The organism is Micromonospora sp. NPDC047467, from assembly GCF_040643095.1.
In the GTDB taxonomy this organism is placed as follows: Bacteria; Actinomycetota; Actinomycetes; order Mycobacteriales; family Micromonosporaceae; genus Micromonospora.
Genome location: NZ_JBEYTO010000011.1, coordinates 122,843 through 136,737 on the forward strand (window position 1 = coordinate 122,843; position 13,895 = coordinate 136,737).

The window sequence follows — 13,895 nt, forward strand, 5'->3', positions numbered from 1 at the left end:
GCCACAAATATTGCTTCCCAGAGGCGGAACGTTGCAGATAGACGCGGTAGACCAGCGGATCATTGCGTTGCTCGTCGCCGACGCCCGTGCGTCGTACGCCGACATCGGCACCCGGGTGTCACTCTCCGCCCCGGCGGTCAAGCGCCGGGTGGACCGATTGCGCGCCACCGGCGTGATCAGGGGATTCACCGCCGTCGTGGACCCGGCAGCCGTCGGCTGGACCACCGAGGCGTTCGTCGAGCTGTTCTGCGCCGGCCGGACCACCCCGGCGCAGATCGGCGTGGCCGCCCGCCGACACCCGGAGGTGGTCGGCGCGTACACCGTCTCCGGTGAGGCGGACGCGCTGGTGCACCTGCGCGCCGCCGACATCGCCCACCTGGAGGCGGCGTTGGAGCGGCTGCGCGCCGAGTCCTTCGTGACGTCCACCCGCAGCACCATCGTGCTGTCCCGACTGGTCGAATCCCCCGGCGTCGGCCCGTCCACCCGCTGACCTTGACCTCAACCCTGGTTGAGGTGCTGGACTGCCTTCGAGCGGGCGGCGACGCCCGGAACGATCGGGGGATTTCATGCGGGCGATCTGGCTACGGGAGTTCGGCGGCCCCGAGGTGCTGGTGCCCGGCCCGGCGCCCGACCCGACGCCCGGCCCCGGTCAGGTGCTGATCGACGTCGCGCACGCGAACATCACCTTCGTCGAGACGCAGCTACGCTCCGGTCGACCCGGGCCGTTCCAGGTCACCCCGCCGCTGATCCCCGGCAACGGCGTCGGCGGGGTGATCGCCGCCGTCGGCCCGGACGTCGACCCGGCGCTGACCGGGCGCCGGGTCGTCAGCGCCACCGGCGGCTCCGGCGGGTACGCAGAACGGGCGGTGGTGGACGCGGCCGCGCCCTTCGAGGTGCCGGCCGCGCTGGCGCTGGACGACGCGGTGGCCCTGCTGGCCGACGGACGGACCGCCACCCTGCTGGTCGAGGCGGTCCGCGTCCGCCCCGGCGACCGGGTGCTGGTGGAGGCCGCAGCGGGCGGTGTGGGCAGCCTGCTCGTGCAGCTCGCGGCGAGCGCCGGCGCACGGGTGATCGGTGTGGCCGGTGGCGCACGCAAGACAGACCTGCTGCCCGGCCTCGGTGCCGACCTGGCGGTCGACTACCGCCTGCCGGGCTGGGCCGACCAGATCCGGCAGGCGGTGGGCGGGGTCGACGTGGTGTTCGATGGCGTCGGCGGGCCGATCGCCCGGACGGCGTTCGAGCTGCTGGACCCGGGTGGCCGGATGGTCAGCTTCGGGTTGGCCAGCGGCGAGTGGTCCCCGGTGTCGGCGGAGGACGCCGCAGCCCGGCAGATCACGCTGGTCCGATCCGACGTGCCGCCCGCGCGGATGCGGGCGTACACCGATCAGGCGCTGGCGGGCGCGGCGGCCGGCCAGCTACGGCCGCTCATCGGCCAGCGCTTCCCGCTGGAACGCGCCGCGGACGCGCACGCCGCCATCGAGGGGCGCGCGACGGTCGGCAAGACCCTGCTGGACGTGGCCTGAACCCGCTCAGAGGTACATGCCGGTGCGGTGCTCGGAGTCCTCGCGTCGCACCGGCTTGTCGCCCTCGCTGAAGAACCGCTTTCCGCCGAACTCGCCGTGCAACCGGTCGTCCAACTCGTCGGCGAGACCGGTCATCACCTGCACCGCCAGCATCAGGTGGGTCGCCTGGAAGTTGCGGCCGAAGACCGGGATGGACGCCCAGACCGTGTCGTCGGCGCAGTAGAGGCGACCGATCGGCATCCGGTTGGTCAGCTCGGACAGCTTGACGTAGAGCCGCTCGGTGGGCTCGACCTCGGTGAGCACCGGGGAGAAGACATCCACCAGGGGCGGATTGTCGCGCACCCGCACGAAGACCATCGCCGAACCGGCACGGATGTTGATGTCGCCGTCCGAGTCGATCTGCAACCGGTCGGGCTCGGACTTCAGCATGGTGGAGACCACGGTCCGCACACGCTCCGCCAGGTCGAGCATGTCGTCCCGCCCCACCTGCGCGGCGGCCGCCTCGGCCAGCGCCTCCTCCAGGTCACCCTCGACGTCGGCGTCCGGGCCGAACTCGCTGCGCGCGGTGCCCAGCGGCTCCACCGTCAACGGCTCGCCCTCCGCGTCGTGCACGAGGTAGACGAGGAAGGCCGGGTGCGGGGCGCCGTAGACGTCGCGCAGCGTCCGGGACAGCAGCGGGGCGATCCGGGCCGCCTCCGCCGTCGTACCGTCCAGTCCGAACGAGCCGCCGGACCCGGGCACCACCCCGGGTGGGGACCAGCCCAGGGCCACCATGTCCGCCACCGCGGCCCGATCCAACCGGAAGCCCTGCGGCAGGGCGGCGTTGCCGACCGCCCGGGCGGAGAGCCCACCGTCGCCTGTCACGTCGACGCTGATCGAGTAGACGGCGTCCCCCGTACCGGAGGCGGTGGGGTCCAGGGTCAGCTCAAGGTGCGCGCCGGCGGGCAGTTCCCGCAGTCGCACGGCGAGCATTCGGGCGAACTCCCGCCACGCCTCGGTCACCTTGGCCCGCAGGTCGGTGGTGCTGGGTTCGTCGAGCAGGATCGACTCCGGGTGGTCAGCCGTCATGATCGCCTCCGTCCGTCACGATCACCCTACCCACGCCGCCCGAGCGACGACTCAGCCCGGACCGGGATCGGACACCGGTGCGGCCGACCACCGCCGCACGGTCCCGGAGGCAGCCGGCTCCGCGGTCCTGCGCCCGCCGGTCAGGACCCGGCCGGCCCGGCGGGGTCCGCCGCATCGGCGGGATCGGTGCCCAACGCGACAGGCCAGTTGGCGGCGAGGGCACTGAGCCGGGCCGCGGCGTCCGCCGGGTCGGCGCCCTGCCCCACCGCCAGCCCCAGCAGGTACGTGGTGACCGGCGCGCCCGGACGCAGCACCTGGTGGGCGACGTCCCGGGCCAGGTCCAGCACGGCCGGCACCGGCACCTGAGCCGGGTCGAGACCCACCTCGGCACAGGCCGCCGTGACCCAGTCGTCCAGCACCGTCATCGCACCCACTCCTTCGCCCGGCGTACGTCCTCGTCAGTGTCGCAGTCGAACCAGGGTGGTGGGCCGCTGCGCACCCAGGGCACCTCGCGGATCACCAGACCGGCCAGCAGCGCCCGGACCGGAGCGCCGGCCAGGCTGCCATCCCGCTCGGCCGACAGACGGGCCAGCCCGGACCGGAGCGCGGCGACCCGCCACACCCCACAGAGCGACTGCCGCCGCCCGCCGGTGTCGACGAAGCACACCCCGTCGATCTGCTCCGGGCCGCTCTCGACCTCCGACGCGACCAGCCCGGCGGTGAGGTGGGTCAGCAGCTCACCGATCGCGGCACGGGTGAGCAGCGGCAGGTCGGCGGCGAGCAACGCGACCAGAGCCGTGTCCGGGTCGAGCAACGCCAGCCCGGCAGCCGTCGCGGCGACCGGTCCACCGCCGGGCGGATCCTCCCGGGTGACCCGCACCCCGACCGGGACGACATCGGCCGGACCGACCAGGACCCGCGGCGCGGCGTCGGTGACGGCCGCCAGCACCCGGTCCCGCATCGACCGGCCACCGACCGCGAGCGCGGTCTTGTCCACCCCGCCCATCCGCCGGGCGGCCCCACCGGCGAGCACCACGGCGGCGTACGTTCCCATCCGGTCACGGTAGCCGGGTCGGTGCCCGACCGGCAGTAGCTGCCGTGCGGCCGATCGCGGGCAGCCGTGCGGGCGTACCGGCGCGGGGTGCAGGATGACGGGATGGGACGGGCGACTGACCGACGGGGCGTACTCCGGATCGACCTCGACGCGGCGGCCGACGGGCGCGGATCCGTTCGCCGGCCGGACAACCTGGCGGTGGAGGAGCCGTTGGAGATCCGGGTGGGCGCGGCCGGTCCCGGGCGGCGCAAGCCTCTCGCCGTCACGATGCGGACTCCCGGCGACGACCTGGACCTGGCCATCGGGTTCCTGCTGACCGAGGGGCTGATCCGTTCGACCGACGACGTGTTGACCGCCCAGCTCTGTGCCGGCGCGGAGACGCCGAACACGTACAACGTGGTGGACGTGGTGCTCGCCCCCGGCGTGCCGGAACCGACCACCGACCCGTCCCGGAACTTCTACACGACCAGTTCCTGCGGGGTCTGCGGCAAGGCCAGCATCGACGCGATCCGGACCCGGTCGTTGTTCGACGTCGCGGCGGACCCGCTCACCGTGCCGGCCGCCCTCCTGACCGAACTGCCCGACCGGCTGCGCGCCGCCCAGCGGGGCTTCGACCGGACCGGCGGGCTGCACGCGGCGGGACTGTTCACCCCGGCCGGAGACCTGGTGGTGCTCCGGGAGGACGTGGGCCGGCACAACGCGGTGGACAAGGTGATCGGCTGGGCGGTGCGGGAACGCCGGCTGCCACTGACCGGGCACCTGCTGCTGGTGTCCGGCCGGGCCAGCTTCGAGCTGACCCAGAAGGCGTGGATGGCCGGCCTGCCGCTGCTGGCGGCGGTGTCCGCGCCGAGCACCCTCGCCGCCGAGCTGGCCGAGGAGGCGGGCATGACGCTTGTCGGCTTCCTGCGCGGCAACACGATGAACGTCTACGCCCGCCCCGAGCGGGTCACAGTCTGATCACCAGCTCGTCGAGCAGCCCCAGCCGGATCACGGCATCGCGGGCCAGCAGGAAGCCGGCGATGCCGAGGATCCAGCCGAGCATGCCGCCGGAGTGCCGCGCGATCCAGGCGTTGAGCCGGACCAGGACCGGCTCGACCAGCCTCGGCCACGCTGTCCGCGCCCCCAGCAGCAGCACCGCCGGCACCACCATGACCAGGCAGTAGCCGGCGAGCAGCCCGACGATCTGCGCCGCGCCGAGCCCGGAGGTGGTCAGCAGGCCGACCGCGCCGAGGTACGGCAGCATCGTCGCCACCTCCGCGAGCGCGGCGAGCAGCGCCAACCCCACCAGCCAGCGTGTCGAGGAGTCGCCAGCGGTCACCCGATCCCGCCAGCGCAGCACGCCGCCGCCGCGCGGACGTCGTTTGCCGTCGTAGCGGAAGCTCAATGCGAACAGCCCGACCCCGAGAACGAGCTGCGCCCAGAGCACCGGCCGGTTGTCCAGTGCCCCGCCGAGCACGTCGGCCAGCCGGCTGCCGCCCACGGCCAGCAGCAGCCCGACCCCGAAGTAGAAGACGACGATCGTGCCGAGGTAGACGAGGATCCGCCGGGCGTTGACCGTCCCGGGCGCGAGCAGCAACCAGACCGGGATGAAGAGGGTGCCGATGCTGGTGCTGTCGACAAGTGCCAGGCCGGCGAGCGACAGCAGCAGTCCGACACTCATGTGCGGCATTCATGCGGTGGGGGCATCTGCTGATTCTGCGGCGACGCCACGCCATATGACTCGCCCCGTGGAACGAACGTCCACTACATCCTTCGACGGAGGGCATCGCCGGAGGAACCCGCCCCGGGCGATCGACCTCGGGGGACGAGGGATCAGCGCCGGGGCGGGAGTCAGCGGGTGTTCCGCGGTGGCGGTCATCGGCCGGCCGGCACCGTTACGCGCCGGGGCGACTGGCTGGTCGGGCCGGACGCCAACAGGTCGACCCCTTCGCGGAGCACGAACAGTTCCCGCCTGGCCCGTGCGCTGCCGTCCGGTCCCAGCTCGTACGCCTCGATCCAGGTCCAGCCGTGGTAGGTGTGCCGGTCGGTCAAGCAGTCTGGGATAGCGTGAGGTCGTTAGCGCTTCCGCGAGACCTGACCATCGACCTGATGAGAGCGCGAGCATGGATGACCTGACCGGCGCCCATTGGCGCAAGAGCACCCGCAGCAGCTCGAACGGTGGCAACTGCGTCGAGGTGGCCGACAACCTGCCTGGCGTCGTGCTCGTGCGCGACACGAAGGACCGCGACGGCGGCACGCTGACGTTCGAGCCGGCCGCCTGGGCGGGCTTCGTCGGGCTGGCGAAGAAGATCGGCCCCGTCGGCTAGGGCTCGTGGTAGCACCCACGGTATTACCGCGCGGGTCAGCCGCGGCCACGTCGGCGCCTCTTACGAGGGCGGACCACTCCGGGCATGCCGACCGACGGCCAGCCATCCAACTCGGACGGGGGCACGCCGCGCCGCAGCAGGTCGTCCAGGAGCAGGGCGAGCGAGTAGTCCGGGTTCAGGCTCAGCGTGCGCTCCAGCGCCACCGCTGCCAGCGCACCCTGCCCAGCTCGCCACGCGGCGAACGCCAACAACGCACCTGGCGCGGCGGTCACCTCCGGCTCCGCCCGGCGCAGCACGTCGGTCCAGAGGGCGATGTCCCGATCACGACCGTCGGTGCGTTCCCAGGCGTGGTCGCGGACCGGCAGGTGGGTCAGCAGCAGACACAGCCAGGCCAACTCGTCGTCGTCGAGTCGCTCACCGCGCCGCTGCCGGCGCTGCGCCTCGCGGACCGCCGCCACCCCGGCGGAGCGCACCGCCCGGCCGCCGAGGAGGTCGCTGGCGGGCGCGTGCTCGATCAGGTCGACCAGTCGCTGCTCGGCCCGGGCGGTGGCCGCGCGCAGCGCGTCCCGGGCGGGGCCGTCCACCGGTGACACCTGCGCCACGAGGGCGGCCCGGTCGGGGAGAGCCACCTGACCGGCGAAGACGGCCGACGCGGTGACCGGGTTGGCCGCCGGGTCGTAGCGCCGACCCTCGGGTGGGCAGCAGTCGGCCTCGGTGCAGAGGTAGGACCACCAGCGGCCGTCGGTCACCCGCAGCGCGTCGAGCACCTCCAGGCCGGCACCGGTCAGCGCGGCGCGTACGGCATCCACGCTCGGGGTGACCCGGTCGGGCGGCCCGTAACCCACGACGGTGGCGGCCTCCGCGCCCTGCCGGCGGATCACCCCGGCCAGGTGACGGGCTTGATCGGCCGGATCAGTGGCGGGCTCGGGCAGGTCGGCGCGGGCGGCGAAGATGATCTGTCGCCCGCAGAGCGCCACCGCGACCACGCTGTCGGCGGGGTGGAAACCCAGCAGGTACGGAACGGCGGCGAGCAGGTCGGCGGGCGAGCGGACGGCGAGCTGCGGGCGTTCGGTCGAGGTCATGGGGGCAGCCTGCGGGGCGCTCATCCGGCTGCGCCGCCCCTGTGGATGACACGCGGCTTATCCACAGTTACTCAGCGTATTTCACCTGGTCATCGCGGAGTGCCCATGGCTCGATGTGTTCGGGTAGCACCACCGTGTCATGGGCAACGGCTACCGTGCGCTGATGGACCTGGCGTACCTGCGCGCGCACCCGGCACACCTGCCGACGTTCCTGACCCACCAGCGGATCCGGGAGACGCCGGTCGCTGGTGGGAACATCTGTGCCGCCGCCCGGCTCACCCTGGACGACGGCCACTCCGTCTTCACCAAGTCCTGGCCCGAACGGGCCGGCCGGCCGGTGCCGGAGGGCTTCTTCGCCGCCGAGGCCGCCGGGTTGCACTGGCTGCGGGAGGCCGGCGCGGTCGGCGTACCCGAGGTGATCGTGGCCCTGCCCGACCTGTTGGCGCTCGACTGGGTGGAGCCCGGCGAGCCGACGCCTTCGGCGGCCGAGCGATTCGGTCGGGAGCTGGCCGGCCTGCACCGGGCCGGCGCGTCGGCCTTCGGTGCGACCTGGCCCGGCTTCATCGGGGCCCTCCCACAGGACAACACCCTCGACGACCGGCCCTGGTCGACGTGGTTCGCCGAGCGTCGGCTCGCCCCCTACCTGCGACGATCGGTCGACGGCGGCACGTTGACGGGCGCCGACGCCGCGTTGGTCGAGCAGGTGATCAGCCGGCTCGGCGAGTTCGGCGGGGACGAGCCGCCGGCCCGCATCCACGGTGACCTGTGGCCGGGCAACGCGCTGTGGGGGGCCGACGAGCGGGTCTGGTTGATCGACCCGGCGGCGCACGGCGGGCACCGCGAGACGGATCTCGCCCAGTTGGCGCTCTTCGGTGGCGTCCCGCATCTGGAGCGGGTGCTGGCCGCCTACCGGGAGGCCTGGCCGCTGCCCGACGGCTGGCGTGAACGGGTGCCGCTGCATCAACTGCATCTGCTGCTCGTGCACACCGCGCTGTTCGGCACCGATTACCGCGACGCGGTCGTCCAGCTCGCCCGCGCCGCCCTGGGCGGGGTCGAGCGCGCTACGGTCGACAGGTGAGCGTCGCCCCGCCGACCGACGGCGTCCTCGTCGACCGGTACGCCCGCGTCGCGCGGGACCTCCGCGTGTCCCTCACTGACAAGTGCAACCTGCGGTGCACCTACTGCATGCCGGCCGAAGGGCTGCCCTGGTTGGCGGGTCCGGAGCTGCTCACCGACGACGAGATCGTCCGGCTGGTCCGGGTGGCCGTCGAGCGGCTCGGCGTGACCGAGGTGCGGTTCACCGGCGGTGAGCCGCTGATCCGGTCCGGGCTGCTCGACATCGTGGCCGCGATCGCCGCACTCGAACCTCGCCCACGCATCTCGCTCACCACCAACGGCATCGGCCTGGACCGGTTGGCCCCGGCGTTGGGCAGGGCCGGCCTGGACCGGGTGAACGTCTCACTGGACACCCTCGACGCAGACCGGTTCACGCAGCTGACCCGTCGTCCCCGCCTGGACGCGGTGCTGGCCGGGCTCGCCGGGGCAGCCGCCGCCGGGCTCAACCCGGTGAAGGTCAATTCGGTGTTGATGCGCGGTGTCAACGAGGACGAGGCGCCGGCCCTGCTCCGCTTCGCCGTCGACCACGGCTACCAACTGCGGATCATCGAGCAGATGCCGCTGGACGCGCAGCACGGCTGGGACCGGGCCACGATGGTGACCGCCGAGGAGATCCTCGCCTCTCTGCGTACCGCGTTCGATCTCAGCCCCGACCCGACCGAACGCGGCGCGGCCCCGGCGGAGACGTGGTTGGTCGACGGCGGCCCGGCCCGGGTGGGCGTGATCGCCAGCGTCACCCGCCCCTTCTGCGGCGACTGTGACCGCACCCGGCTGACCGCCGACGGCCAGGTCCGCGCCTGCCTGTTCGCCACCGAGGAGTCCGACCTCCGGGGGGCCCTGCGCTCCGGCGCGACCGACGACGACCTGGCCCAGCGGTGGCGCACGGCGATGTGGGGCAAGCGCGCCGGGCACGGCATCGACGACCCCACCTTCCTCCAGCCGACCCGGCCGATGTCCGCGATCGGGGGTTGAGGCGTGGCCCCGAAGCCGCTGACCGTCCGCTACTTCGCGGGCGCGCGTGCCGCCGCCGGGCGCTCCGAGGAGACGACGCCCGCCGGCCGGTCGCTCGACGACCTCACCGCCGATCTGGCCCAGCGGCACGGCGATCAACTGGCCGCCGTTCTGCGGGTCGCCAGTTTCCTCGTGGACGGCGTCACCTGTCATGATCGAAAGGCACCCCTGCCAGGCGGGGCCACGATCGATGTCCTGCCCCCGTTCGCGGGCGGCTGAGGAGGCGCACAGATGTTGGCGGTACTCGGGTTCGTGACCGTCCTGGCTCTGGTCACCGGTCTCATCCACCTCTACCTGTGGAAACGGCTCGTTCGGGACGCCACCACCCCGGGCCGTTGGCGGCGGGCCGGCGGAATCGCCGCAGTGGTGTTGGCGCTGCTCGTGCCGGTCACCATGGCCGGGACGCAGGCCGGCCTCTACTGGCTCGCCTGGCCGGGCTATCTCTGGCTCGCGCTGATGTTCTACCTGCTGGTCGTCCTCGTCGTGCTGGAAGTGCCGATGCTCGTCACCCGGCTGGTGCTGCGCCGCCAGGTGACCGCCGCCGAGCCGACCACCGCGGCGCCCGAGCCGGTGCTCGTCGGTGCCGCCGGGCCGACCGATCCGCCGGCCGCCGCCGCCGTGCGGGCACCGGACCACGACCCGGCCCGCCGGCTGCTGCTGGCCCGCGGGGCGGCGATCTTCGCCGGGCTCACCGCCACCGGCATCACGGGGTACGGCATCCGCACGGCCCTCGGCCCGCCACAGCTCGACCGGGTGCAGATCCCGCTCGCCAAGCTCCCGCGCAGCATGGACGGCCTGCGCATCGCCACCGTCTCCGACATCCACATCGGCCCGCTGCGCGGCCGGGCGCACACCGAGCGGATCGTCGCCGCGATCAACCGACTCGACGCCGATCTGGTCGCGGTGGTCGGCGACCTGGTCGACGGTTCGGTCGCCGAGTTGGGCTCGGCCGCCGCGCCGCTGCGTGACCTCCGATCGAGGTACGGCAACTTCTTCGTCACCGGCAACCACGAGTACTACTCGGGGGTGGAGGAGTGGGTCCAGGAGGTGGACCGGCTCGGCCTGCGGGTGCTGCAGAACAAGCGACAGGAGATCCAGGCCCGGGGCGGCGTGCTCGATCTGGCCGGGGTGAACGACCTGACCGGCACGGGCACCGGCCTCGCCGCCGGGCCGGACTTCGCCGCCGCCCTCGGTGACCGTGACACGAACCGGCCGGTGATCCTGCTCGCACACCAGCCGTTGGCGGCGGTGGAGGCGGCCACGTACGGCGTCGACCTGCAACTCTCCGGGCACACCCACGGCGGGCAGATGGTGCCGTTCAACCTGGCCGTCCGACTCGAACAGCCGGTGGTCAGCGGCCTCGGCGAGGTCGACGGCACCAAGGTCTACGTGACCAACGGCGCGGGTTTCTGGGGTCCGCCGGTGCGGGTCGGCGCCGAGCCGCAGATCACCCTGGTGGAGTTGCGCTCGGCATAGCGGATGTCACGTCCGCGCGTGGCGGCAGGCGGCCGGCGCGGCGGGCGTGACAGGATGCGGCGTGCCCCCGTTCAGCGCCGTACCCCCCGGTGGCCTCCCGCCATTCGTCGCGGACCTGCACATCCACTCGAAGTACTCGCGCGCGTGCAGCCGTGACCTCACGACTCCGAACCTCGCCTGGTGGGCTCGGCGTAAGGGCATCGGCCTGCTCGGCACCGGCGACTTCACCCACCCCGCCTGGTACGACCACCTGCGGGAGACGCTGCGTCCGGCCGAGCCGGGGCTCTACCGGCTCGACCCGGAAGCGGAGCGGGACGTGGCCCGCCGGCTGCCGCCCCGACTGGCGAGCGCTGCCGAGGCGGACCCGGTCCGGTTCATGCTGAGCGTGGAGATCTCCACGATCTACAAGCGGGACGACCGGACCCGCAAGGTGCACCATCTGATCTACCTGCCGGACCTGGAGGCGGTGGCCCGGTTCAACACCGCGCTGGGGCGGATCGGCAACCTCGGCTCCGACGGCCGGCCGATCCTCGGTCTGGACTCCCGGGACCTGCTGGAGATCACCCTGGAGGCGAGCCCGGACGGCTTCCTGGTGCCGGCGCACATCTGGACGCCGTGGTTCTCGGCGCTGGGCTCGAAGTCCGGCTTCGACGCGATCGCGGACTGCTACGCCGACCTGGCCGAGCACATCTTCGCCGTGGAGACCGGCCTCTCCTCCGACCCGGCGATGAACTGGCGGGTCGGCAGCCTGGACGGCTACCAGTTGGTTTCCAACTCCGACGCGCACTCCCCACCGGCGCTGGGCCGCGAGGCCACGGTGCTGACGGCCGAGCGGAACTACTTCGCCGTCCGGGAGGCGCTGCGCACCGGTGACGGCCTGGCCGGCACCATCGAGTTCTTCCCCGAAGAGGGCAAGTACCACGCGGACGGGCACCGGTTGTGTGGGGTCAACTGGACCCCGGAGCGCACCCGTGCCGCCGACGGTCGCTGCCCCGAGTGCGGGAAGCCCCTCACCGTGGGCGTCCTCAGCCGGATCGAGGAGTTGGCGGACCGCCCGGAGGGGCACCGACCGGCGAACGCCCGGGAGGTCACCCACCTGGTGCCGCTGGCCGAGATCCTCGGCGAGATCAACAAGGTGGGCGCCCGGTCGAAGAAGGTCGAGGGGCGGCTCAACGAACTGCTCGCCACGCTCGGCCCCGAGTTGGAGATCCTCACCACGACACCGTTGCCCGACATCGCGCAGGCCGGCGGCGAGTTGCTCGCGGAGGGCATCGGTCGACTGCGGCGCGGCGACGTACGCCGGGTGCCCGGCTACGACGGCGAGTACGGCGTGATCACCCTCTTCGATCCCGCGGAGCTGGGAGCGGGCGCCGGCGCGGCGCAGGAGACGCTGTTCGACGTACCCGTGCCAGCGCAGCGGCGGCCCGCGGAGCCGGCGGCCCGCTCGACGGCCAAGCGCCCGGCGGCGAAGGCGGAGCCGAAGCGGAAGGCTCCGGCACCGCCGCCCGCCCCTCCGATCGCGTCGCCCCCGTCGCCGCACGAGCCGTTCGAACCGATGCTCGCCGGAATGGAGGAGGTCGGCACCGGCCTGCTGGACCGGCTCGACGCGATGCAGCGGGTGGCCGCGTCGGCACCCGGCGGCCCACTGCTCATCGTGGCCGGTCCGGGCACCGGCAAGACCCGGACCCTCACCCACCGGATCGCGTACCTCTGCGCGGAGCTGAACGTCTTTCCCGAGCACTGCCTGGCCATCACCTTCACCCGACGGGCGGCCGAGGAGCTGCGGCACCGCCTCGACAGCCTGCTCGGCCCGGTCGCCGAGGACGTCACCGTCGGCACGTTCCACGCGCTGGGGCTGACCATCCTGCGGGAGAACGCCGACGCGGCGGGCCTGCCGGCCGACTTCCGGATCGCCGACGACGGCGAGCGTGCGGCGGCCCGGGCGGAGGCCGGCGACGACCTCGCCAGCTACGTCGCGCTGCTGCGCAAGCAGGACCTGGTCGACCTGGACGAGCTGGTGAGCCTTCCGGTGGAGCTGCTGCGGGCCGACCGAAAGCTGGTCGAGCGGTACCGGGACCGCTGGCGGTGGATCTTCGTCGACGAGTACCAGGACGTCGACGCCGTGCAGTACGAGCTGCTGCGGCTGCTCAGCCCCGCCGACGGCAACCTGTGCGCGATCGGTGACCCGGACCAGGCGATCTACTCGTTCCGCGGTGCCGATGTCGGCTACTTCCTACGCTTCTCGCAGGACTTCACGGACGCCCGACTGGTCCGGCTCAACCGCAACTACCGCTCGTCGGCGCCCATCCTGGCCGCCGCCGTGCAGGCCATCGCACCCTCCTCGCTGGTGCGTGGCCGACGCCTGGACCCGGCCCGGCTCGACCCGGAGGCGCCGCTCGTCGGCCGTTACCCGGCGGCGTCAGTCGCCGAGGAGGCCGACTTCGTGGTCCGTACGGTCGACGACCTGGTTGGTGGGCTGTCCCACCGGTCGCTGGACTCGGGCCGGATCGACGGCCGCTCCACCACGCTGTCGTTCTCCGACATCGCCGTGCTGTACCGCACCGACGCGCAGGCCGCCCCGATCGTGGACGCCCTGGCCCGAGCCAACATCCCGGTGCAGAAGCGCTCACACGACCGGCTGCGGGACCGGCCCGGGGTGGCGGCCATCGCCCGCGAACTGCGGCACGCCGACGGGTTGGCCGGCTCGCTGGCCGCCCGGGTGCGCCTGGCGGGTCAGGTCGTCGCGGAACGGTTCGCGGTGCCCACCCTGGACGGCACCGGCAGCGCGGTACGCCCCGAGGACGTCCGCTCGGCGGTGGACCTGCTGACCCCGCTGGCCCGACGCTGCGGCGACGACCTGGAGGCGTTCCTGTCGCAGCTGGCCACGGGTGCGGAGGTGGACGCGCTCGACCCGCGCGCCGAGGCGGTCACGCTGCTCACCCTGCACGCCGCGAAGGGGCTGGAGTTCCCGGTGGTCTTCCTGGTCGGCGCCGAGGACGGGCTGCTGCCGCTGCGTTGGCCGGGCTCGACACCCGACGAGGACGCGGTCGCCGAGGAGCGCCGGCTCTTCTTCGTCGGGCTGACCCGGGCCCAGGACCGGCTGTACGTCAGCCACGCCGCCCGCCGTACCCGACACGGTGTGGAGCGCGACTGCGCCCCGTCACCGTTCCTCGGGGCCATCGACCCGGGCCTGTTCGAGCGGTTCGGCGAGACCGAGCCACGCCGCCCCAAGGACCGTCAGCTCCGCCTCATCTAGCGG

15 protein-coding genes are annotated in these 13,895 nt (G+C 73.2%); 9 read left to right on the top strand and 6 right to left on the bottom strand.

From position 1 onward, the window contains the following. Positions 1-31: 31 nt before the first annotated feature. A complete protein-coding gene (locus ABZ780_RS26990; RefSeq protein ID WP_074315467.1) occupies positions 32-490 on the top strand; it encodes an Lrp/AsnC family transcriptional regulator in 459 nt (152 codons plus the stop codon). A 76-nt stretch (positions 491-566) separates the two neighbouring features. Continuing rightward, positions 567-1,523, top strand: coding sequence for a zinc-binding dehydrogenase (locus tag ABZ780_RS26995; protein WP_357003058.1), 957 nt, complete (start codon positions 567-569; stop codon positions 1,521-1,523). Positions 1,524-1,529: 6 nt separating this feature from the next. Here ABZ780_RS26995 and ABZ780_RS27000 read toward each other — a convergent pair whose 3' ends face one another. The 3 genes from ABZ780_RS27000 to ABZ780_RS27010 all read right to left on the bottom strand — a co-directional run bounded on the left by ABZ780_RS27000 (position 1,530) and on the right by ABZ780_RS27010 (position 3,645). Beyond that, the gene (locus ABZ780_RS27000; RefSeq protein WP_357003060.1) at positions 1,530-2,591 is read right to left on the bottom strand and encodes a hypothetical protein; all 1,062 of its coding nucleotides are present in this window, start codon (positions 2,589-2,591) and stop codon (positions 1,530-1,532) included. Positions 2,592-2,731: 140 nt separating this feature from the next. Further along, on the bottom strand, positions 2,732-3,016 hold the full coding sequence (locus ABZ780_RS27005; protein ID WP_357003062.1) for a DUF6457 domain-containing protein: 285 nt from the start codon (positions 3,014-3,016) through the stop codon (positions 2,732-2,734). Then, positions 3,013-3,645 (bottom strand): NTP transferase domain-containing protein, encoded by a 633-nt coding sequence (locus ABZ780_RS27010; RefSeq protein ID WP_357003064.1) that lies wholly within the window; start codon positions 3,643-3,645, stop codon positions 3,013-3,015. The genes ABZ780_RS27005 and ABZ780_RS27010 overlap by 4 nt, the downstream gene beginning before the upstream one ends. Positions 3,646-3,747: 102 nt before the next feature. On the opposite strand from ABZ780_RS27010, the gene fdhD reads away from it, so the two are divergent. Then, complete coding sequence (gene fdhD / locus ABZ780_RS27015) at positions 3,748-4,602, top strand: formate dehydrogenase accessory sulfurtransferase FdhD (protein WP_357003066.1); 855 nt, start codon at positions 3,748-3,750, stop codon at positions 4,600-4,602. On the opposite strand, the gene ABZ780_RS27020 is transcribed toward fdhD, so the two are convergent. After that, a complete protein-coding gene (locus tag ABZ780_RS27020; RefSeq protein ID WP_357003068.1) occupies positions 4,592-5,305 on the bottom strand; it encodes a GAP family protein in 714 nt (237 codons plus the stop codon). The genes fdhD and ABZ780_RS27020 overlap by 11 nt on opposite strands. A gap of 194 nt (positions 5,306-5,499) precedes the next feature. Beyond that, complete coding sequence (locus ABZ780_RS27025) at positions 5,500-5,676, bottom strand: hypothetical protein (protein ID WP_357003070.1); 177 nt, start codon at positions 5,674-5,676, stop codon at positions 5,500-5,502. 71 nt (positions 5,677-5,747) lie between these two features. Between ABZ780_RS27025 and ABZ780_RS27030 the strand changes: the two genes are divergently transcribed. Continuing rightward, positions 5,748-5,951: a DUF397 domain-containing protein gene (locus ABZ780_RS27030; RefSeq protein ID WP_357003072.1), complete on the top strand. Its 204-nt coding sequence runs from the start codon at positions 5,748-5,750 to the stop codon at positions 5,949-5,951. A 35-nt stretch (positions 5,952-5,986) separates the two neighbouring features. Here ABZ780_RS27030 and ABZ780_RS27035 read toward each other — a convergent pair whose 3' ends face one another. Continuing rightward, entirely contained in the window at positions 5,987-7,033 is a 1,047-nt protein-coding gene (locus ABZ780_RS27035; RefSeq protein WP_357003074.1) for a DUF4192 domain-containing protein, read from the bottom strand. Between the two features lie 163 nt (positions 7,034-7,196). On the opposite strand from ABZ780_RS27035, the gene ABZ780_RS27040 reads away from it, so the two are divergent. From ABZ780_RS27040 to ABZ780_RS27060, 5 genes are all read left to right on the top strand, one after another. Further along, a complete protein-coding gene (locus ABZ780_RS27040) occupies positions 7,197-8,111 on the top strand; it encodes a fructosamine kinase family protein (protein ID WP_357004781.1) in 915 nt (304 codons plus the stop codon). Beyond that, complete coding sequence (gene moaA, locus ABZ780_RS27045) at positions 8,108-9,121, top strand: GTP 3',8-cyclase MoaA (RefSeq protein WP_357003076.1); 1,014 nt, start codon at positions 8,108-8,110, stop codon at positions 9,119-9,121. The genes ABZ780_RS27040 and moaA overlap by 4 nt, the downstream gene beginning before the upstream one ends. A gap of 3 nt (positions 9,122-9,124) precedes the next feature. Next, positions 9,125-9,379 carry a MoaD/ThiS family protein gene (locus ABZ780_RS27050; protein WP_357003078.1) on the top strand — a complete coding sequence of 85 codons (255 nt, stop codon included), beginning with the start codon at positions 9,125-9,127 and terminating at the stop codon, positions 9,377-9,379. A gap of 12 nt (positions 9,380-9,391) precedes the next feature. Next, positions 9,392-10,636, top strand: a complete 1,245-nt coding sequence (locus ABZ780_RS27055) for a metallophosphoesterase (RefSeq protein ID WP_357003080.1) — start codon at positions 9,392-9,394, stop codon at positions 10,634-10,636. A 61-nt stretch (positions 10,637-10,697) separates the two neighbouring features. Continuing rightward, positions 10,698-13,892: a UvrD-helicase domain-containing protein gene (locus ABZ780_RS27060; protein WP_357003082.1), complete on the top strand. Its 3,195-nt coding sequence runs from the start codon at positions 10,698-10,700 to the stop codon at positions 13,890-13,892. Positions 13,893-13,895 lie beyond the last annotated feature (3 nt).

Bases quoted from the DNA above. Each gene is read 5' to 3' on its own strand.
- ABZ780_RS27030 (WP_357003072.1), top strand. From the start codon at position 5,748: ATGGATGACCTGACCGGCGCCCATTGGCGCAAGAGCACCCGCAGCAGC.
- ABZ780_RS26995 (WP_357003058.1), top strand. From the start codon at position 567: ATGCGGGCGATCTGGCTACGGGAGTTCGGCGGCCCCGAGGTGCTGGTG.
- ABZ780_RS27040 (WP_357004781.1), top strand. From the start codon at position 7,197: ATGGACCTGGCGTACCTGCGCGCGCACCCGGCACACCTGCCGACGTTC.
- ABZ780_RS27005 (WP_357003062.1), bottom strand. From the start codon at position 3,016: ATGACGGTGCTGGACGACTGGGTCACGGCGGCCTGTGCCGAGGTGGGT.
- ABZ780_RS27010 (WP_357003064.1), bottom strand. From the start codon at position 3,645: ATGGGAACGTACGCCGCCGTGGTGCTCGCCGGTGGGGCCGCCCGGCGG.
- fdhD (WP_357003066.1), top strand. From the start codon at position 3,748: ATGGGACGGGCGACTGACCGACGGGGCGTACTCCGGATCGACCTCGAC.
- ABZ780_RS27055 (WP_357003080.1), top strand. From the start codon at position 9,392: ATGTTGGCGGTACTCGGGTTCGTGACCGTCCTGGCTCTGGTCACCGGT.
- ABZ780_RS27000 (WP_357003060.1), bottom strand. From the start codon at position 2,591: ATGACGGCTGACCACCCGGAGTCGATCCTGCTCGACGAACCCAGCACC.
- ABZ780_RS27035 (WP_357003074.1), bottom strand. From the start codon at position 7,033: ATGACCTCGACCGAACGCCCGCAGCTCGCCGTCCGCTCGCCCGCCGAC.
- ABZ780_RS27020 (WP_357003068.1), bottom strand. From the start codon at position 5,305: ATGAGTGTCGGACTGCTGCTGTCGCTCGCCGGCCTGGCACTTGTCGAC.